The 19,594-nt window shown below is 47.9% G+C and carries 19 protein-coding genes and 1 other annotated feature; of the genes, 2 read left to right on the top strand and 17 right to left on the bottom strand.

Annotated features, from left to right (window positions below):
* Positions 1-41: 41 nt before the first annotated feature.
* A complete protein-coding gene (gene comER, locus ACDJ59_RS04235) occupies positions 42-887 on the top strand; it encodes a late competence protein ComER (protein WP_036615122.1) in 846 nt (281 codons plus the stop codon).
* Here comER and leuS read toward each other — a convergent pair.
* The 17 genes from leuS to spoVAC form a co-directional block, all read right to left on the bottom strand.
* Positions 868-3,312, bottom strand: coding sequence for a leucine--tRNA ligase (gene leuS / locus ACDJ59_RS04230; protein ID WP_413407782.1), 2,445 nt, complete (start codon positions 3,310-3,312; stop codon positions 868-870). The genes comER and leuS overlap by 20 nt on opposite strands.
* Positions 3,313-3,390: 78 nt before the next feature.
* Positions 3,391-3,660 (bottom strand) — a binding site (T-box leader).
* Between the two features lie 111 nt (positions 3,661-3,771).
* On the bottom strand, positions 3,772-4,728 hold the full coding sequence (locus ACDJ59_RS04225; protein ID WP_413407781.1) for a phosphotransferase family protein: 957 nt from the start codon (positions 4,726-4,728) through the stop codon (positions 3,772-3,774).
* Between the two features lie 225 nt (positions 4,729-4,953).
* Positions 4,954-5,724, bottom strand: a complete 771-nt coding sequence (locus ACDJ59_RS04220) for a class I SAM-dependent DNA methyltransferase (protein WP_413409720.1) — start codon at positions 5,722-5,724, stop codon at positions 4,954-4,956.
* A 130-nt stretch (positions 5,725-5,854) separates the two neighbouring features.
* Positions 5,855-6,760, bottom strand: coding sequence for a S1 RNA-binding domain-containing protein (locus ACDJ59_RS04215; RefSeq protein ID WP_036668546.1), 906 nt, complete (start codon positions 6,758-6,760; stop codon positions 5,855-5,857).
* Complete coding sequence (rsfS, locus tag ACDJ59_RS04210; RefSeq protein WP_036615136.1) at positions 6,757-7,104, bottom strand: ribosome silencing factor; 348 nt, start codon at positions 7,102-7,104, stop codon at positions 6,757-6,759. The genes ACDJ59_RS04215 and rsfS overlap by 4 nt, the downstream gene beginning before the upstream one ends.
* 17 nt (positions 7,105-7,121) lie before the next feature.
* Positions 7,122-7,688, bottom strand: a complete 567-nt coding sequence (gene yqeK / locus ACDJ59_RS04205; RefSeq protein WP_413407780.1) for a bis(5'-nucleosyl)-tetraphosphatase (symmetrical) YqeK — start codon at positions 7,686-7,688, stop codon at positions 7,122-7,124.
* On the bottom strand, positions 7,672-8,262 hold the full coding sequence (locus ACDJ59_RS04200; RefSeq protein ID WP_017687187.1) for a nicotinate-nucleotide adenylyltransferase: 591 nt from the start codon (positions 8,260-8,262) through the stop codon (positions 7,672-7,674). Before ACDJ59_RS04200 ends, yqeK begins: the two co-directional genes overlap by 17 nt.
* Before the next feature lie 15 nt (positions 8,263-8,277).
* Positions 8,278-8,571 carry a ribosome assembly RNA-binding protein YhbY gene (gene yhbY, locus ACDJ59_RS04195; protein WP_017687186.1) on the bottom strand — a complete coding sequence of 98 codons (294 nt, stop codon included), beginning with the start codon at positions 8,569-8,571 and terminating at the stop codon, positions 8,278-8,280.
* A gap of 82 nt (positions 8,572-8,653) precedes the next feature.
* Positions 8,654-9,523 (bottom strand): shikimate dehydrogenase, encoded by an 870-nt coding sequence (gene aroE / locus ACDJ59_RS04190; RefSeq protein ID WP_413407779.1) that lies wholly within the window; start codon positions 9,521-9,523, stop codon positions 8,654-8,656.
* A 42-nt stretch (positions 9,524-9,565) separates the two neighbouring features.
* Complete coding sequence (yqeH, locus tag ACDJ59_RS04185) at positions 9,566-10,693, bottom strand: ribosome biogenesis GTPase YqeH (RefSeq protein WP_413407777.1); 1,128 nt, start codon at positions 10,691-10,693, stop codon at positions 9,566-9,568.
* Positions 10,690-11,217, bottom strand: coding sequence for a YqeG family HAD IIIA-type phosphatase (locus ACDJ59_RS04180; protein ID WP_036668542.1), 528 nt, complete (start codon positions 11,215-11,217; stop codon positions 10,690-10,692). The genes yqeH and ACDJ59_RS04180 overlap by 4 nt, the downstream gene beginning before the upstream one ends.
* 110 nt (positions 11,218-11,327) lie before the next feature.
* Complete coding sequence (locus ACDJ59_RS04175) at positions 11,328-13,541, bottom strand: DUF4129 domain-containing transglutaminase family protein (protein WP_413407776.1); 2,214 nt, start codon at positions 13,539-13,541, stop codon at positions 11,328-11,330.
* Positions 13,538-14,722 (bottom strand): DUF58 domain-containing protein, encoded by a 1,185-nt coding sequence (locus ACDJ59_RS04170; protein WP_223200005.1) that lies wholly within the window; start codon positions 14,720-14,722, stop codon positions 13,538-13,540. Before ACDJ59_RS04170 ends, ACDJ59_RS04175 begins: the two co-directional genes overlap by 4 nt.
* A 66-nt stretch (positions 14,723-14,788) precedes the next feature.
* Positions 14,789-15,745 carry an AAA family ATPase gene (locus ACDJ59_RS04165; RefSeq protein ID WP_036615157.1) on the bottom strand — a complete coding sequence of 319 codons (957 nt, stop codon included), beginning with the start codon at positions 15,743-15,745 and terminating at the stop codon, positions 14,789-14,791.
* A gap of 208 nt (positions 15,746-15,953) precedes the next feature.
* Positions 15,954-16,304: a stage V sporulation protein AE gene (gene spoVAE, locus ACDJ59_RS04160; RefSeq protein WP_307416681.1), complete on the bottom strand. Its 351-nt coding sequence runs from the start codon at positions 16,302-16,304 to the stop codon at positions 15,954-15,956.
* A gap of 5 nt (positions 16,305-16,309) precedes the next feature.
* A complete protein-coding gene (spoVAD, locus tag ACDJ59_RS04155; protein ID WP_307416680.1) occupies positions 16,310-17,326 on the bottom strand; it encodes a stage V sporulation protein AD in 1,017 nt (338 codons plus the stop codon).
* On the bottom strand, positions 17,323-17,826 hold the full coding sequence (gene spoVAC / locus ACDJ59_RS04150; protein WP_036615164.1) for a stage V sporulation protein AC: 504 nt from the start codon (positions 17,824-17,826) through the stop codon (positions 17,323-17,325). The genes spoVAD and spoVAC overlap by 4 nt, the downstream gene beginning before the upstream one ends.
* A gap of 645 nt (positions 17,827-18,471) precedes the next feature.
* Between spoVAC and ACDJ59_RS04145 the strand changes: the two genes are divergently transcribed.
* Positions 18,472-19,545, top strand: coding sequence for a M42 family metallopeptidase (locus ACDJ59_RS04145; protein WP_413407775.1), 1,074 nt, complete (start codon positions 18,472-18,474; stop codon positions 19,543-19,545).
* Positions 19,546-19,594: the final 49 nt, after the last annotated feature.

The raw sequence follows: 19,594 nt of genomic DNA, 5'->3' as shown, positions 1-19,594 counted from the left end.
ACTGCGCCAGTACCGTAAAGCATGAAAGGAGGCCTGAAACAATGAAGGTTGGATTTATCGGAACCGGCAGCATGGGCAGCCTGTTGATTTATGCCCTGATCCAATCGGGTGCACTCGAGCCCCGGCAGATCGCCGCCAGCAATAGAACCCCGTCCAAAGTACGTCAGTTATCCCTCCGTTACCCCGGTCTGCATGAATCCCAGAGCAATCGGGAAACGGTGATTCGAAGCAACATCATCTTCCTGTGCGTGAAGCCGCTTGAATTCAAACATGTTATTGACGACATCCTGCCTGTCGTGAATCCCAATCATATAATTGTCTCGATCACCAGTCCCGTGCAGCTGCGACATCTGGAATCTTCACTTCCTTGCAAAGTCTCCAAGGTAATTCCCAGCGTCACACACCAAGTCGGCAGTGGAGCATCCCTCTGCATACATGGCGAACGAATGACCAGTGAAGACCGCGCTGTGTTGGAAAGTCTGCTCAGTCATATAGGCAGGCCGTACCAAGTGGATGAAGCCTGTACACGAATTACATCCGACTTCTCCAGCTGCGGACCTGCATTCATATCGTTCTTTTTGGAACAGTGGATCGAAAGTGCCGTGAAACTGACTGGCATCAAAAGGGCAGATGCCTGCGCTCTGGCTGGCGAAATGCTCCTAGGAACAGGCAAGCTGCTCACCGAAGGAGGATACACCCCGCAAGAGCTTCAGGCTCGTGTCGCTGTACCTGGCGGTATTACCGCTCAGGCACTTGCACTGCTGAAGGTTAGTCTTGACGGCGTTTTCGACAGCCTGATCCACACGACACATGACAAATATGATGAAGATTTGTTAAAGCTGGATGAACTATTCCGAGCCGGTGAGATTAACCGGCAACAATATTAACGAGTTTGCCTGGAACGGCAATGACCTTGCGAATGGTCTTGCCTTCCAGCGCCTGCTTAACAGGTGCCAGTTCCATCGTATAGTCCTGCATACCTTGTGAATCCAGATCTTTGGCGATCGTAGCACGGGTTACAATTTTACCATTTACCTGAACAACGATTTCTACTTCCGCATCCACTGTCATGGATTCATCATATTCAGGCCAAGCCACGTAAGAGATTCCACCTTCATGACCCAAACGGCTCCACAGTTCCTCTGCCATATGCGGTGCCAGTGGTGACAACAGCTGCACAAATTTCTCCATCGCTTCACGAGGCAGTGTATCGGCTTTGTATGCATCGTTGATGAAAATCATCAGTTGGCTGATGGATGTGTTGAAGCGCAGATGTTCCAGATCTTCCGTAACTTTTTTGATCGTTTTGTGAGCAGTCCGTTTGAACTCATCCGTTCCACCGTCCACTGTAATCTTGTCATTGATGGCTCCTGTGTCTTCGTTAATGAAGAGACGCCATACACGTGACAGGAAGCGGTGCATGCCTTCAACCCCGTTTGCATTCCACGGTTTTGTCGCTTCCAATGGTCCCATGAACATCTCGTACAGACGCAATGTATCTGCACCGAATTCATTGACGATTTCATCCGGGTTAATGACATTACCACGAGATTTACTCATTTTCTCATTATTGGTACCCAGGATCATACCTTGGTTCACCAGTTTGTGGAAAGGCTCTTTGGTCTCCACAACACCCAGATCATACAGCACTTTGTGCCAGAAACGAGCGTACAGCAAGTGAAGTACCGCGTGCTCTGCTCCGCCAATGTACAGATCAACTGGCAGCCACTGCTGCTGTTTCTCCTTGGAGATCAGTTCCTTGTCATTGCGTGGATCGATAAAGCGCAGGTAATACCAGCAGCTACCCGCCCATTGTGGCATGGTGTTGGTCTCACGACGTGCCTTCATTCCCGTTTCCGGATCTACCGTATTCACCCACTCCGTAACATTCGCCAGTGGTGATTCTCCAGTACCCGAAGGTTTGATCTGGTCGATATCAGGCAGCAGCAGTGGAAGTTGATCCTCAGGTACTGTCTTCATCGTTCCGTCTTCCAGATGCAGAATCGGGATTGGCTCACCCCAGTAACGCTGACGGCTGAACAGCCAATCGCGCAGACGATAGGTTACTTTCCCTTGTCCCTTACCGTTCTCTTCCAACCAAGCAATCATTTTGACAACCGCTTCTTCATTATTCAGTCCGTTCAAGAAATCGGAATTCACATGCGCGCCATCACCGGAATAAGCCTCTTGTGTAACGTCTCCACCTTGAATAACTTCGATGATATCCAGACCAAACTGCTTCGCAAATTCCCAGTCACGTGCATCATGACCCGGAACTGCCATAACCGCACCAGTACCGTAACCTGCAAGAACATAATCAGCAATCCAGATCGGCAGTTTTGCACCATTAACAGGGTTGATTGCATAAGCTCCAGTGAATACACCTGTTTTGTCTTTGGCCAAATCTGTACGTTCCAGATCACTTTTACGAGAAGCCTGCTCCTGATAAGCCTGAATCGCTTCACGTTGGTCATCGGTTGTAATTGCTTCTACCAGTTCATGTTCTGGAGCAAGTACTGCAAAGCTCGCACCGAACAATGTGTCCGCACGGGTAGTGAACACCTTGATGACTTCCTCGCGACCCTCAATGGCAAATACAACTTCCGCACCTGTCGATTTACCGATCCAGTTACGCTGCATATCCTTGATGCTTTCAGACCAATCCAGCTCTTCCAGGTCTTCCAACAGACGCTCTGCATACTCGGTAATTCTCAGAACCCATTGACGCATCGGTTTGCGTACAACCGGATGTCCACCACGTTCACTCTTGCCATCAATAACCTCTTCATTAGCCAGTACCGTTCCAAGGGCTTCACACCAGTTAACTGCAACTTCATCCACATAAGCCAGACCTTTGTTGTACAGCTGGATAAAGATCCATTGTGTCCATTTATAGTACTCAGGGTCCGTTGTGCTGATCTCACGATCCCAGTCATAAGAGAAACCGAGCGATTTGATCTGGCGACGGAAATTGTCAATATTACGGAATGTAATATCTCGTGGATGTTCACCTGTATCCAGTGCATGCTGCTCAGCAGGCAGACCGAAAGCGTCCCAACCCATTGGGTGCAATACATTGTAACCGCGCATACGTTTGTAACGGGAAACGATATCTGTTGCCGTATATCCTTCCGGATGTCCTACGTGCAGACCTGAACCGGATGGATAAGGGAACATATCCAGTGCATAAAATTTCGGTTTAGCAGGGTCCTCACCCGTTTTAAACGTTTTATTTGCATCCCAGTATTGCTGCCAACTTTTTTCCATGACTTGTGGCTGATAGCCGTGTTTCGGCTGGTTATTCTCACTCATCTATTGTTCCTCCTTCAGGTTATTCGCTTTAGCTTTAATTGCAACAAAAAAACCTCAGCATCCCGTAGCGTTTGCAGCGCTAGGGACGAGAGGTTGAATTCCCGTGGTACCACCCTAGTTAGCGGACGAACGTGCTTCGTCATCCACTCCCTTTGGACCTGTAACGGCGGTTAACCGATGCGGATTTCCATTCCTGAACTCAAGCTTTATACAAGCAGGTTAAACAGAATGGTGTAATCACCGCATTTCTCCAAGGCGAGTTCGCAAATCACTGTCAACCGGCTTGCACCAACCGCCGGCTCTCTGTTATGTACAGGAATTACTACTGATCCTTATCATCGAAATATGTATACAATATCGGGACCATTATATAAAAAAGCAAGCCCAAAGTCAATATTACACGTTATAATCGCCATCTTGAAGTCTACGGTTCGTACCGTTCATAACGCTGGTTGCTGTTCAGGATAACCGAAAACGCTCAATGCCTTCCTCCAGATTATGAATGGTCCAATTCACATGTTCCTGATTATCATATTGACGATAAGCGCACTCAATACGCAGCACCAAATCAAAGTACAAGTCATAGAGACTTCTTCTTTTCAATTCACTTTCAGTCGTAATCGCATGCCCATACCCTTTCACAAAACCGGGCGTATAGTTAAAATGACTGAAATAATGCTCCATCAGAGGATCTGCCCACAGTGAACGTTCAAAATCAATAATTGCTGTGATGCGACCTGCGTCTACTAGAACATTGCCATCCCACAGATCCCAACTCACAAGAACAGGCTCTTTTACATCGTCCAGCACATTCGATTTTTCTTCAATCAAGCGTCTCAATTCAGGGTAATCGATCGAAAATGTAATTCCGGCTTCTTCCCCATCGGCAAGAATGTCCTCCATCAGATTCATAAATGCTTCTTTCCATGTGGAATATCGCTGTTTTTGCTCCGAGAAATATCCGAACTTCTCGCCCTTGATTTCATTAATTCGATGATTGTACCGACCGAGCTCGTGTTCAATGGCTTCCTGCTCTTCCGCAGAATATTGATCCTTGACCTGATTATAGGGTGTTCCAGACATGTACTCCATGATAAAATAACGTGCTGAAGCCATGGTTAACGAATCATCATAAGCCAGCATTTGGGGTACGGGAACATCCTGTAGCTCCGTGATGAGACGCAGTGCCTCAACCTCGGCAATCATGAGATCCTGCTCACAGCGCATCAGATTTGTCGAAGCAGACGGTGCAATTTTGAGTACCACTCGCTGTGCGTCGCTCAATGTAATGAGATATGCATGATTGGCCCAGCCATCCACCATTTCCTTGTAGTTCTGTATACTTGCTGAGAAATGCTGCTCTATTATGGCATTCAACTGTTCTGACGTAAGTCTTGTTTTATATGTACTTTCCATTTCTACACCTCACATTGACAATTGATTTATTTTCTTAGAAAACGCTTTCTATCCGACTATTATCGCCTCCTTTACTTTAACTGGCAATACTTTTTGTCACGTCGTTATGTCTTTTCTTGCATTCCTTTACCCTATTTAAGACTACTGCTATTCATTCTCCATAAAAAATCAAACAAAAAACTGCCCTTATGCACCATACATAAGGACAGTTGTCATCTTTCGCTCTTACTTCACAGCCACGTAGAACAAGCGCTGCGCGCTGTCTCCGGCCTCTTTCCATTCAAAATCCGCATATACCTTCACGTCTCTAAAACCTGCTTTGGATAACTCCAGCTTCATCCAGTCCGGATTATACGCGCGCTGGACATGAACTTCTTCAAAACGCTGGTATATATCCTTTCGACCATCATCCACACGCGAAAAAATACTGAGATGATGTTCGATCTCACAGCGATCCTGATCCAGATCACAAGTCCAAATATAAGATACGGAGCGCTCATCCAGTACAAAAGGCTGCTCCTCATCATAACGAATAAGGGTATTGGGATGATGCACATCAAACAGGAACGTTCCACCAGGCTTTAGCATTTCGTATGTCCGCTGGAAAGTACGAATGACATCTTCTTGTTCAAGCAAATAATTGACACAATCACAGAAAGATATCACCGAATCCACAGGTTCCGGAACTCGCCATTCCCGCATATCCTGCTGCACCCAACGGACACTGCCCTCGCGATACAAGCGATGACCCTGAGGCGTAGCCTCCATCTTGCTGCGCGCAACCGACAGCATATCTGATGAGAGGTCAATACCTGTAACTTCGAAACCGGAGTTCACGAGCGGGATCGTAATGGAGCCCGTTCCACAGCCAAGTTCAGCGACACTTTTGGGCATTCCATGCTTTTCCCATGCTGTTCTTGCAAACCTTATCCAGTCCGGATAAGGCATATCTTCCATTAATTCATCATACACATAGGCAAATTTCCGGTAAGACATGTCAGGCACCGCACTTTCAATTTCATTTTCCAATCCTGTTTAACCAAAGAAAAGACAGGGGCATCCGGTGTTTACCCAGCCTATCCCTGCCTTATCCGAGTTCCATATTACAACTATTTAATCAGGAAGATTACTTGTTTTCACTTTGATCCGCAGGAGCAGATTCGGACAGATACGTCCAGCTTTCCTTTTGGACCACCAATCCGTCTTTCATCAATTTGCCCAAGGCACGCTTGAAAGCAGACTTACTGATGCCAAAGCGCTGCTTGATGATATCCGGCGGAGTTGCATCCGAGTATGGCATGCCACCCATAGGACGTTCTTTCATGAAAGCGAGCAGCTTGTCTGCATCTTCGTTACGTCCAACTTGTTTGAGTTGAGTCATGGCCAGATTCACACGTCCGTCTTCACGTACCAGTGTCACCCGACATTTTACTTTCTCACCAAGACGCAGCATATGACTACGTTCGGATGAATGAATCATACCAATCGCACCAAAGCCCAGTACGCCGCCCTCTACAAGTACAAAAGTACCCATCTGCAGTGGCTTGTATACCGTCGCTTCAACCCACTCGTTTAACCATGAAGTTGGAGCATGGAAAGACAATGGTGAAAGCTCACGTTCCCCGGCCAATTTGGCACGCAGACGTCCCTGCTTGTCATGTTCCATGATTACAAAGACTTCATCCCCCACTTGAGGACGCAGTTCTTCCAGTTCAGGCAATTCACGAATAGGAAGCAACAATTGCCGTCCAAGTCCCATTTCCAGGAAACAGCCCAGTCGTGGGTGAACATCAGCCACAACCAGTCGTGCCATTTCGCCGAGCATGAGATAAGGCTTTTTCATCGTTACGGCCAGACGATCTTCTGTATCAAAGAATACAAATACCTCAAGCGTCTCACCAATTTTAATATCCCGCGTTAACTCGGTGTAGTGAAGCAGTACATCTTCCGATCCTGTCGTCAAAAAGAAGCCAAACGGAGACACTTCACGTGAAACCGGCAAAGAGACGACTGTTCCAGCAATCAAACTCATACAGTTTCCACCACTTTGGCATCAGACCATAGTCGTTCAATGTTGTAGTATTCACGCTCGTCACGGTGGAAGATATGAACAACAACATCGCCCATGTCCATCAATACCCAACGTGCGGAATCCATACCTTCGATACCTTTGATCGTCGCTCCGGCTGCATGAGCCTGCTTGCGGATTTCAGTGGCAATGGCTTGTACCTGTGTATCAGAATTCCCGTGACAAATAACAAAATAATCCGCTACCAGAGAAACATTAATCAGATCCAATGCTACAATATTGGATGCCTTTTTGTCGTCAGCGGCAGCAACCGCCATATTCATAAGTTCTTTCGATGATACTGTCATGAACCAACCTCCATAATCTATAATTGTGCAATTAAGTCATTCCGCGACAGCATGGTCAAAGGATAAATGACACGGCGCTGCGAGATCAACAAGCTGATCGTCGAATCGAATCCGGCAATTAAACCTTCCTCCAGACTACGTTCAGCCTGTTCACGAATGTGATCTACTCCCGGGAAATCTCGTCCCGGTTCAATGTAATCGGCAAGACATACCACTTTGTCCAATAAGCTCATGCCTACCCGACCCGAGGTATGCCACCGGATGGCATTAATAACTTCGGAATCTTCCACAGCGTAATCACGCTTGGCTACAAAAGCACCGACTTCAGAATGCCAGAGCTGCTTGTCATGCTGCAGAAGTTCCTGGTTTAATCCGTTATCACGGATGACCGCTTCCATCTCCGCTACGGGCCAGTACTTCGCCACATCATGCAATATCGCTGCCAGATCTGCTTTCACAGGATCAGCACCGTATTTTTCAGCCAATATCACTGACGATTCCATTACACCCAGTGTATGCTTCCAGCGTTTTTCCGGCATTTGTCCGGATACGGCTTGAATCAGTTCCTCACGGCTTAGTGCCATATAAACCGCTCCTTACAATGTATTGGTGCACCTCATCAGGAATCATGAAGCGTACCGAATGACCTTTGGCAAGACGTCTGCGTACAGCTGTCGATGAAATATCCACCAAGGGCATCTCGGCCAGCAGGACCCGATCCTGTAACTCGTCTGGTAAATCATCCAGATGTAACTGGAAGCCCGGCCGACCAACTCCGATAAAGGTTAAGCGTTCTGCAAGCTCTTCAATCTGCTCCCATTTGGGAAGATAGTTCACCATATCCGCCCCGATAATGAAATAGAATTCATGTTCAGGATGGCGACGCCACAGTTCCTTCATCGTATCGATGGTATAAGACACTCCGCCCAATTCCATCTCGATACCCAGCACCTCATATTGCTGCACATCCTTCACAGCCGCTTCCGTCATATCGAGACGTTGCTGTCCCGAAGCTCCGGCTCCGCGTTTGTGAGGTGGAACATGGGAAGGCATGAACCAGATCTCATCCAGTGCATGCGAGTCCCTTGCCGCTTCAGCTGCCAGGAGGTGTCCCATGTGGATCGGATCAAACGTACCACCCATGATACCGATCTTCACCTGCGTCACGCTCCCTTATCTAGGTAGTTCGATTTGTTTGTTATCGCGAGATTCTTTGTACAGGATGATTGTGTTACCGATGAGTTGTACAAGCTCACTTCCCGTTTCACGGGCAACTTCTTCTGCCATCTCTTTTCTGTCCTCGTCATTGTTGTTCAACACTTGCACTTTCATCAATTCGCGCTTCTCAATCGCATCTTCGATGTGGCGGAACAGGTGCTCGTTGGTTCCACCTTTACCAATCTGAAATACAGGGGTCAGGTGATGTGCCTGTGACCGCAAAAAGCGCTTTTGTTTACCGTTTAACATGAATACTCCATACTCCTTATGTTGAGCAGGCCCTGATCGACAGCGCAAAAACTGTCCAGACCTGATCATTCAATTATTATTTTCACACTTCAAAACTGTTTAGTACAGCTCGTCTCATCGTCTCCACAGGAGCCGGAATGCCGAGCCAATGTTCAAAGGCCACTGCGCCCTGGTACACAAACATCCCCAGACCACCGTGCACTGTGCATCCACACTTCCGCGACTCTCTAAGCAGACGGGTCTCCAGCGGATTGTAGATCAGATCACTCACCGCTGCGCCTTCACGGATCAGTGCAGGATCAACTGGTACGTCATCCACATGAGGATGCATTCCGGCAGCCGTTGTGTTAATCACGATATCAGCCGTAGCCAGTACCGTTGCAGCGTCTTCCATGCCACTGCCCGAGATTTCTCCCAAGCCATGGCCCCGCAAATCCGAAGCAAGTTCAATAGCCCTGTCCGCTGTACGATTCAGAATGTGGATCCGTTCAGGCTTCTCCAATGCAAGTGCGTATATAACGCCTCTTGCCGCTCCACCTGCTCCCAGTACAGCAATACGTTTACCCGCAAGCTCAGGCACAGCCTCTTCCTTCAACGATCGGACATAGCCAATACCATCCGTATTGTACCCTGTCAGTGTTCCACCTTCATTAACGATGGTATTCACCGCACCAATCAGGCGAGCACTTTCATCGATCACATCCAGATATTGCATCACCTGCTCTTTGTGCGGGATGGTCACATTAACACCACGATAGCCCAGTGCCACAATTCCCCGAACTGCCGCTTCCAGTTGATCCGGATGAACATGCAGTGGCATATACATTCCATTCACTCCTGCAGCCTGCAGAGCCGCATTGTGCATTGCCGGAGACTTGGAGTGAGCAATAGGATCACCCATAACGCCAAGCAACACGGGAAGTGAAGAGTTGAATTTGTTCTGCTCAGACATAGGTCCGCCTCCGATCCATCTGATGTACAACTTCTGAGTTTACTAGATCAAGGATGGGCGGATCTGTACACGAATGCCTTTTGGAGCATGAACAGCAACAAGCGCTCCAATATCGCCATTAACCTTAATCCAGCCCAGACCCGAGATGAATACATCCGATTGACTGCCGCGTTTGATGCGGAATTCATGTCTGGTCCATTCAGCCATCTCTGCTGCATCCTCACGGGTTGGCGGAGACAACAATTCTCCCAGATGGTCGCGGTAAAGATCATCTGCACGCTCCAGCTTCGTCCGGTGAATATCAAGCGCAGTGCTGATAAAACAAGTGAACGACTGGCGATCACCTTCCACAAAGTCAAATCGAGCCATGCCGCCAAAGAACAGCGTCTGACCGGAATTCAACTGATAAACAGCGGGTTTAAGCGGTTTTTCCGGCATGATGGCAGCGAGATCCTTACGTGAAACAATCTCGCTGAAACGCCATGGATACACGATTCCAGGCGTATCAATGATATATTTTCCATCATCCAGCGGAATGTTCACCATATCCAGCGTTGTTCCCGGATAACGGGATGTGGTCAGTTCCTGCTCCAGATCGCTGTAATCACGGATCAGACGGTTAATCAGTGTGGATTTACCCACATTGGTACCGCCAACCACGTACACGTCACGATCTTCGCGATACGTTCCTACAAGCTCAAGTAGACGGTCGAACCCCTGATTTTGCTTCGCACTGCACAAGACTACGTCCACTGTACGCAAACCCTGTTCTTTGGCTTGCTTTTGTACCCAGTTGCGAATCTTGTTCCAGTTGGTTACTTTCGGAAGCAAGTCCGTTTTGTTCACAGCAAGCAACACTGGATTGTTGCCTACAAAACGTTGCAGACCAGAGATAATACTGCCATCAAAGTCAAACAAATCAACGATATGGATGACAAGTGCATCCTTATCCCCGATTTTGCTAAGCAGCGCCAGGAATTCGTCCTGATCCACCGTAACGGATGATGACTCATTGTAGTTTTTGATGCGGAAACAGCGCTGGCATATAACCGGTTCACGACCCAGTGCCTTCTCAGGGATAAACCCTGGTAATTCCGAATTTTCTGTTTGCAGATGCACGCCGCATCCGCTGCACCTTACGGCAAGGTTGCCGTTATGCGGTTCTGTCATTTCTTCTTTTCCTCCTCAAGCCATAAGCCTTTCTTGCGTAAACTCGTTAGAGCAATCCGTTCCACGCGTCGATTGAAGCGGGTCATAAAACCTTCGTCCCCAATGGAGATTGGCAGTACCAGAACGGTATATAACCCCATTCGGTTCCCTCCATAGACGTCCGTAAGCATCTGATCACCTACTACAATCGTTTTTTCAGGAGATAACTCCATCATTTTCATTGCTCTACGAAACGGTACATTCGATGGTTTGCGTGCACTATGCACAAACTGGATATCCAGCGGGGTCGCAAACAGGGATACACGATTCAAATTGTTATTGGACACAATCATCAGCTTGAAACCTGCCTCTTTCACACGTGCAAACCATTCAATCAGTTCGGGCGTAGCGTCAGGGGCTTTGGCTCCAACGAGTGTGTTATCCAGATCAGTTATAATTCCACGGTAGCCTTGAGCGTACAGCTCTTCCAGATTAATGTCAAAAACCGTGTCTACACGCAGCTTGGGCATTAACATTTTAAACAAAGAAGTCACCTCAGTTTCATACGACACACTATATCACAAATCCGTCTTTCCTGAAAATGCATACAGCGCCTGATGGCATAGGAAAAAAGGAAAAACGGGACGGGCAACAACTATGCCCGTTCCGCTTTCAGTTCCTTCCGCAGCTTCAAGGCGGTCTGATAGACGCCCTTCCAGTCGTCGGCAGTTACGGACGCCGGACTGTAACGAGTCTGTTCAAACTTCGTGAGAAGCTCATACAATGTTGCTTCTGCAGCAGGTTTTGCCTGGCTCCAGCGGGCTACCGATTCACGAAGTGTCTCGTCTCCGCTCCGGGTCAACCCTTTGCGTTTCACATACTGAATCCAACGCTCGGTCTCTGCCACTACCTTCTGTTCAGGGGTGAGCGGTCCACCTGTCCGTAGACGAAGCAGGAAGAATCGCATGGAGAAACGATTACGCCAGAACATATATGCTACCCACAATACAATAATGGCTCCTGCAGCCCAGATAACAAAAGTCGGGATGGCAGACGATGTCTGCTCAGGTGCAGGGGTCTGCTCTTCCTCTTGTACCGGCTCCTCTTCTGGCTCTTCTTCTGGCTCATCTACAGGTTGTACATCAGGCTGTTCCGTCAACAGCGGCATATCAAAGCCCGGCGTTGCTTCAACAGGAATCCAGCCATACTCACCAAAGTAAACCTCTGCCCAGGAGTGTGCATCTGCATTGGTAACGGTGTAGGTCGTCTCAATCTCCGCACCAGGTTGACGTGGGGCCTGCATGTCCGAATTCAGGGACAGTTGTCCAGGCGCATAACCTTTAACCCACCTTGCAGGAATGCCCTCCGAGCGCGCCATCATCACCAGCGCAGTGGAGAAGTAATCACAGTAGCCTTCCATTATATCAAACAGGAAACCTTCCACAAAGTCGCTGCTTACTTTTCGAGATAAATCCGGATTGTTTGTGTATTCAAAATTAGTTTGTAAATAGTTTTGCAGTAATGCCACTTTTTCATACGGAGTATTCGCAGATGCCGTAATCTCGGCTGCCAGATCCGACACCCGGTCAGGGAAACGGGATGGTAACTGCAAGTACATATCATCTGCCGGATTACTGTTATACAGATCTTCAAATGACTTTGTACGAAGCTCATCTTCCACAATCACAGGGGCTTCCGATACGATAGTATACGTCTTGGGATACTGCGGTTGCTGACGGTCTGTAACCACATGCAGTTCAGCCTGTTCAGCATTCCACAACATCCGTTCCGTTCTGTCCTCACCATTAATCGAGCTCACTTCCGAGATCGAATAAGCACCAAAGAGAATCGGATAGACATTATCATTCAGCATCGTTACGTTCTGAGTTACTTGTTTGGTATTCACATTACCGGATTCCTGGTTCTCCAGAGGCTGTCCGGCTTCAACATTCTCTGTCGCACCCCGTCCACGGTCATCCCAGCCTGTGCCTGTATACTCTGCACGTGTCTCACCACGCCAGTAACTGCGCTCATTAGTCGTGACAGACATGACAGGGGTATAGTCGAAGTTAAAACCTCCACCAAGCTGATTGTCTTCCCTGCTGTATCCCGATTCGGTAGCCGCGGGAATATCAAGGTTTCCGTTACCAGCCTGACTTGTGGAAGTTCCGGTATAGTTACGCCACGCCGTATATGGGTCCGTCAAGGTGGGTGGAATCTCCGGCATATTAACGCTGGCTACAATAATCAAAGAAAAGATAATAGCAATATTGGCCAGGACTTTATAAGGATACCGGATGATTCGTTTCCAACCTTGTGGATACTGTAGCTGATAGTTACGGAAATGCTGACATACGAGCCATCCCATCCCCGCAAACATCACCCACGCGATTTCAATCCAGAGTGGAATCTGGGTGAAAGAATCGAGAATCCCCATCGAAATGATGTTAACACCCAGAAAAACAAGAATGCGACGTGTTGTGGTCACGAGTCGAAGCGCAGCTTCAAGCATCACCCATGCACACAGGGAGAACCAGATGTACGGCGTCATGTGTAATATGAATTGCTCCGCTCGGTCCGTTAAAGAGCCATAAGGGATGTACACCGTATAATCAATCAGCGTTTTATGCAAAATGTAACCAACAACGACTGCCTTGATGATCGCCCGATAGATCGTTTTGAAGGGCAGAATGACCTCCAGCACACTGACCGCTGCAAGTGTCCATAACACCAGAGAAGTTGTCTCCGTGTACCACGATTCCTGCGTAAATGAAATCCACTGCATTCCAATCAGGAAAATCCAGAGCAATGACGCTGCATGATACCAGGATCGTTTCCCTGTAACACTTTCATTTCCTTTTGAACTCATACAGAACCTCCCCCCATCACCGTTGGAAGCTCCTGCAAGTGAGAAACAGTGAATGACCTCGTGCCTCTTCCACGCAACATGGCATTCCACTCGGCACTCCGGCGGGATTCACTGGTATCGATCAGAATATGACATGGAGTCATGCCCCGCGTATCGGCCCAGCGCAACAGTTCCATTATTTTTTCATCCTTCTGGGGAGAAATTACGACAAAGTAAGCTCCCTGAGGCAGTTGACGTGCAATTCTTTCCACGCCGGGCAACAGATGGGTATCCTGACCGTTATATTGAATATCCACCAGATGATGCATCATCTTCTGTCGTTCCATCAGACTTTCACTGGGGGCCATGAAGGATGTCTGGTCTGACAATGTCAACAACCCCATCCCCATTCGTTCCCTGACACCATATTCCAGCAGAGAGGCAGCCGTGGAAACGGCAATTTCAAATGCATCCCCATGTTCGTAACTTGATGCCAGCGCATCCAGAACCAGAACGGTTTTGGGCACAGACTCATGTTCAAACTCCTTGGACTTCCAGTTCCCTGTCTTTGCCGTTGCATTCCAGTGAATGCGGGAAAGGCGATCTCCGTATACGTAGTCACGTACACCATTGATCTGAGTGGTCTCTCTCCGTGAACGGGTTAACGCCGTCTGAGGACCGGATAACCGTGATTTGCGGTCGTAGAGCTGCCAATATGGAATAAATACCGTTCTTGGCAGTACGCGAAACTCACCTTTGGCCTTAAACTTTCCTCGATGCTCAATCAGTCCAAATATGTCCTCGCTGGCACATTCCGTTTCTGAAAAAACATACTTCCCCCGCTCAAGTGGCGGCGTCTGGAATGACAGCTCCCCATTACCTCGCATATTGGGAATCAAACTTTCCTTGAACGACCACGATTCTCCGTTATGCCGATGCAGCATTTCACGCACAACAACATAGGGAAGCGGGAGGAATCCCGGAATCGTCAGACTCAGCTGTACTTGAACCTGGTCACCCGCATGCAGCAATTCTTCGTGGTCTGGACCAGAAGATAACCTACGAACTCCTTGAGCACGTCTTACCCCGCTAAATCCAGCAATAGCAAGGTACACACAGAGCAGGGTCACCATCGACAGCAACATAAGGGATGTCTTCCCGCCCTGAAACAAAACATAAGCCAAACAGCACATCCACACCATTGCGATGCTCCATACGCGTGGGTGGCGTAACCCTCTATTGACTGTTCTCAAAAGCGGCTTCATGAACTATTGCCCCATGGAGACGGGCACGCGTACTTGCTGGAGTACGGCATTCAAAACGGCCTCGGAACTCATACTGTCCAGTCTCGATTCGGGACGAAGCACAATACGATGAGAGATCACATAAGGGGCCATCGTTTTCACATCATCCGGAAGCACATAATCACGTTCCTGTAAGAAAGCAAAGGCTTTTACGGCCATCATGAACGATATGGCTGCCCGTGGGCTGGCACCCAGCAATACAGATGGGTGGGAGCGGGTTTGACGAACAACATCCAGCAGATAGTCCATGACCGGATCACCGATAAAGACCTCTTTAATCTCCTGCTGGATTGCCGAGATCTGGTCCATATGAGTCACGGATTCAAGACGATCAACAGGCTGACCGAGCTGATGCTGTTTCAATAGGATTTTCTCAATTTCTTTATCGGGATAACCTAGACTTATTTTCAACATAAACCGGTCGAGTTGTGCTTCCGGCAAAGTGTACGTACCTTCAAAATCAATCGGATTCTGAGTTGCACAGAGCATGAATGGATGTGGCAGATCATACGTATCACCATCAACGGTTACACTGCGCTCCTCCATCACTTCGAGCAGAGCCGATTGGGTTTTTGTTGTGGCCCGGTTAATCTCATCAGCCAGCAAAATGTTAGTCATAACGGGACCTGGCCGGAAATAAAAACGCTCATCCTTTGGATGGAACACAGATACGCCCGTAATATCACTAGGTAAAATATCAGGATTACATTGAATACGTCGGTACTCACCACGCATGGATTTCGATAATGCCTTGATTAACTGCGTTTTGCCAGTTCCCGGTACGTCTTCAATCAGAACGTGCCCGCCTGCAAGCAAAGCTGTAAGTAAAAGTTGAATTTCAAAGGATTTCCCCATAATGCAGGATTCCAGATTTGAACGAACTGCGGATATGATTTGGATCGACTCTTTGCGCACAGGCATGTGGTCTAACCTCCTAAAAAAGCATACAGATTTCCTTTTATTGTACATGATCCAGAGTCACGAGTACACTCGAAGAAACTCACAATTTGTTTCCAGCCCGTCAGATTCACCGCAGTTCTCGCATGAATACAACAAAAAAGGCCCGGATAGAAGTTATCCGAGGCCTCTGTTGAATCGCAATATGTTCAAGTAGATTTCTCATTCTATGTTAGCCTTTTGGTCTAACGACCAATGCCGCGAGAAAAGAAAAGATGATCGCTGACGAAATCCCAGCCGCGGTCAGATCGAAAATCCCCGTAATGACACCAAGCCATCCCTCTTTCTCCAGCTCCGTCAATGCTCCGTGCACCAAGGAATTGCCGAAACTTGTAATGGGGATTGAAGCTCCCGCACCTGCAAATTTAACCAAGGGGTCGTACAAGCCAAATGCATCAGCAACCGCCCCTGCCACAACAAGTGTACTCATGGTATGTGCCGGTGTTAGTTTGACACCATCCATTAGAAGCTGCCCCACAACACAGATCAAACCGCCAACGATAAATGCCCACAAGAACTGCATGACCTTTATCCCTCCTTTTCTATAGCTACCGCATGTGCAATACAGGGAATACTTTCACCCTGCTGGTACGAGAGCGGAGACAAGAGCGCTCCAGTAGCAACGACGAGCACCCGTTTAAGATCACCCTTCTGCATCCGGTTCAAAATGTGACCATAGGTGACGGTGGCAGAACATCCGCAGCCACTGCCCCCGGCAACAACATAAGGCTGTTTCTCCCGATCATAGATCATCAGGCCGCAGTCATTAAAAACCGTCTGTTCCATGGGAATGCCTTCTTTTTGCAAAAGCTCTTTCGTAATTGGCAGACCGACGGAAGCCAGATCCCCGGTCACAATGAGATCATAATAGCCGGGTTCCAATCCCGTATCCCTGAAATGAGAGATTATAGTGTCGGCTGCTGCTGGCGCCATCGCTGAACCCATATTAAAGGGATCTTTGATGCCCAAATCCATAATGCGTCCAATGGTGGCTTTGGTAACAACAGGACCATCACCAGTACGGGAGACCACACCACAACCTGATCCTGTGACGGTATATTGCGCATAAGGCGGCTTCTGGGAGCCATACTCCGTCGGATACCGAAATTGTTTTTCCACCGTACAGTTGTGGCTCACCGTTCCTGCAAGGACATAATCTCCAGCTCCGGAGTCAACAATCATGGACGCTAACGCTAACGTTTCCATGGAAGTAGAACAGGCTCCAAAGACACCCAGGTAAGGCACACCTAGTTTTCGCGCTGAAAAGGAACTGCTGATAATCTGGTTCATCAGATCTCCACCAACAAAAAAGTGAAGCTCTTCCTTGGTGATATTTGCATTTACCAAAGCCAGTTGGGAGGCCTGTTCGAGCAGTTTGCGTTCTCCCTTTTCCCACGTTTTCTCGCCGATCTCGAGGTTGTCATAGACATAATCGAAATCAGATGACAGTGGACCCTCGCCTTCTTCTGGTCCTACAACTGCGGCTTTACCGATGATCCGCGGACGATTCTCAAACTGCCATGTCTGGCGACCCAATCGTTTCATAGGTGCCCACCTCCAAATCCCAAAAAGGCGTAAACGATCCCTACGACAAATGCTGCCACGACACCAAACACAATAACGGAACCAGCAAGTTTAAACATGTTGGCCCCTACACCGAGCACCAGTCCTTCAGCACGATGTTCCAGTGCAGCAGAACACATGGAATTGGCAAAGCCGGTAACCGGCACAGCAGTTCCTGCTCCTGCCCATTGAGCCATTTTATCGTAAACGCCGAGACACGTTAGAATAACCGATATGAGAATCATGACCGCCACCGTAGGACTGGAAGCTTCCTTCGATGTCATGTCGAAACCGGCCATAAAAGCCTCTTGAATGGCCTGTCCAATCAAACAGACGGTACCCCCAACCAGAAATGCTTTGAGGCAATTTTTCAGGATTGGACGAGGCGGCTCATGTTTTTTTGCGACTTTTTTGTACTCCTTTTCATCCATGGACAGGGACGATGATTTTTTTTCGCTTCCGGATGCAGATTGAGCTGGCAAGATACAAGACCTCCTCTATGTGAAATGGTTCAAAGCTACGGCTGAATGCCAATGTGTGTAATTCTATATTCATTGTTTGTTAATAATCGGAAGGTTATGTATCCGGCGACAGACAGCATATGTTTCCAACAAGACCATGTTGTGAAAGCAAGATGGGAATACGCCGGATCTGAGGACTTTTAGATACGTCTATAAATAAAGAAGAACAATCACGAGCAAGATAAAAAGAACGATAAACAATACTTTTTCCGTGCCCTCTTCTGGAGGCTTCATTGGATATTTAGCTCCTTCCTGTTGCAGACAAGCGAATATTAAGCATGAAGACCTTCAAAAAATGATGACATCTCCTCCATATATTCATATTCATTGAAGTGGCATCAGGACTGCGACTACAGCGGATAGAGTCATGAAACTTGGACACGGTAAGCGCCCAAAATATGCCTTAAATACGTGACATAAACATGGACAATCACTTGCGCAAGGTTCATACTGTAATGTGACCAGTGGTTAAATAACAAGTCCTCAGCATATTAAAGTGCATGTTCAAAAAGATAAAAGACTTTTTGAACTACATCTTAAGGACAACAGGCGGGTAGCCGTTCTACTGTGACCTGAAATACATACCAACAGAGGAGTTGTTGACACATGAATGAAAAAACGATGGATATGTTCCGTACATTGACGGAATTTCCTTCCGCATCCGGTTTTGAACGTGAGCTTCGCGGCTGGATGAAAGATAAGCTTTCCGCTTATACCGATGAGTTCGTCCAGGATCGCCTGGGGAGTCTATTTGGTGTATTACGCGGGGAGGAATCCGGTCCTAAAGTTATGGTTGCCGGACACTTTGACGAAGTTGGTTTCATGACTACAGGCATTACGGAAACAGGTATGGTCAAATTCCGTCCACTGGGTGGATGGTGGAGTCAGGCTGTACTGTCTCAGCGACTGGAAATCATCACACCTGATCGTCGGATTACCGGAGTTGTAGGTTCTACTCCTACACACTTGCTGGACGAGTCCCAGCGGAGCAAACCTGTTGACCTGAACACCATGTATCTCGATATTGGAGCAGACAACCGTGCGGAAGCAGAATCTTGGGGCATCCACCCAGGTATGCAGATCGTACCGATCTGTGAATTCACGCCGATGGCGAACCCGAAAAAAATTATGGCTAAAGCGTGGGATAATCGTTACGGCGTTGGACTTGCACTTGAACTGGTTGAAGCGCTGCACAAGGAAAAACTGCCTAACACACTCTATGCTGGTGCAACGGTTCAGGAAGAACTAGGGCTTCGCGGTGCACGTACGGCGGCCAATCTGATTCAGCCTGATATCTTCTTCGCACTTGACTGTAGCGCGGCGAATGATATGACAGGTGACAAACAGTCATTTGGACATATCGGAGAAGGCGCATTGCTTCGTATTTTTGACCCAGGCATGTTCACCCATCGCGGAATGGTGGAATATGTTCAAGATACGGCTTCATCCAATCAGATCAAAATGCAGTATTTCATCTCACCAGGTGGTACCGATGCAGGTCAAGTACACCTGAGTGGAATTGGTGTACCATCAACAGTTATTGGTATCTGCGCTCGTTATATCCACACCTCTTCTTCCATCATTCATACGGATGACTACGATGCTGCCAAAGAGCTGATTGTGAAGCTGGTCAAAGGTCTTGATCGGACAACGATGAATACCATAATTAATAACGCGTAACAGTTGACAGGAGACCTCCTAACTATATTGGGAGGTCTCTTTTTTATAT

The sequence above is a fragment of the Paenibacillus amylolyticus genome, assembly GCF_047302515.1.
Taxonomy (GTDB): Bacteria; Bacillota; Bacilli; order Paenibacillales; family Paenibacillaceae; genus Paenibacillus; species Paenibacillus amylolyticus_G.
The sequence above is the reverse complement of the archived record's forward strand: the minus strand, read 5'-3'. Positions and strand labels throughout refer to the sequence as shown.

Coding starts and splice junctions, on each gene's coding strand:
- comER (WP_036615122.1), top strand. CDS start 42: ATGAAGGTTGGATTTATCGGAACCGGCAGCATGGGCAGCCTGTTGATT.
- leuS (WP_413407782.1), bottom strand. CDS start 3,312: ATGAGTGAGAATAACCAGCCGAAACACGGCTATCAGCCACAAGTCATG.
- ACDJ59_RS04225 (WP_413407781.1), bottom strand. CDS start 4,728: ATGGAAAGTACATATAAAACAAGACTTACGTCAGAACAGTTGAATGCC.
- ACDJ59_RS04220 (WP_413409720.1), bottom strand. CDS start 5,724: ATGTCTTACCGGAAATTTGCCTATGTGTATGATGAATTAATGGAAGAT.
- ACDJ59_RS04215 (WP_036668546.1), bottom strand. CDS start 6,760: ATGAGTTTGATTGCTGGAACAGTCGTCTCTTTGCCGGTTTCACGTGAA.
- rsfS (WP_036615136.1), bottom strand. CDS start 7,104: ATGACAGTATCATCGAAAGAACTTATGAATATGGCGGTTGCTGCCGCT.
- yqeK (WP_413407780.1), bottom strand. CDS start 7,688: ATGGCACTAAGCCGTGAGGAACTGATTCAAGCCGTATCCGGACAAATG.
- yhbY (WP_017687186.1), bottom strand. CDS start 8,571: ATGTTAAACGGTAAACAAAAGCGCTTTTTGCGGTCACAGGCACATCAC.
- aroE (WP_413407779.1), bottom strand. CDS start 9,523: ATGTCTGAGCAGAACAAATTCAACTCTTCACTTCCCGTGTTGCTTGGC.
- yqeH (WP_413407777.1), bottom strand. CDS start 10,693: ATGACAGAACCGCATAACGGCAACCTTGCCGTAAGGTGCAGCGGATGC.
- ACDJ59_RS04175 (WP_413407776.1), bottom strand. CDS start 13,541: ATGAGTTCAAAAGGAAATGAAAGTGTTACAGGGAAACGATCCTGGTAT.
- ACDJ59_RS04170 (WP_223200005.1), bottom strand. CDS start 14,722: ATGGTGTGGATGTGCTGTTTGGCTTATGTTTTGTTTCAGGGCGGGAAG.
- ACDJ59_RS04165 (WP_036615157.1), bottom strand. CDS start 15,745: ATGCCTGTGCGCAAAGAGTCGATCCAAATCATATCCGCAGTTCGTTCA.
- spoVAE (WP_307416681.1), bottom strand. CDS start 16,304: ATGCAGTTCTTGTGGGCATTTATCGTTGGCGGTTTGATCTGTGTTGTG.
- spoVAD (WP_307416680.1), bottom strand. CDS start 17,326: ATGAAACGATTGGGTCGCCAGACATGGCAGTTTGAGAATCGTCCGCGG.
- ACDJ59_RS04145 (WP_413407775.1), top strand. CDS start 18,472: ATGAATGAAAAAACGATGGATATGTTCCGTACATTGACGGAATTTCCT.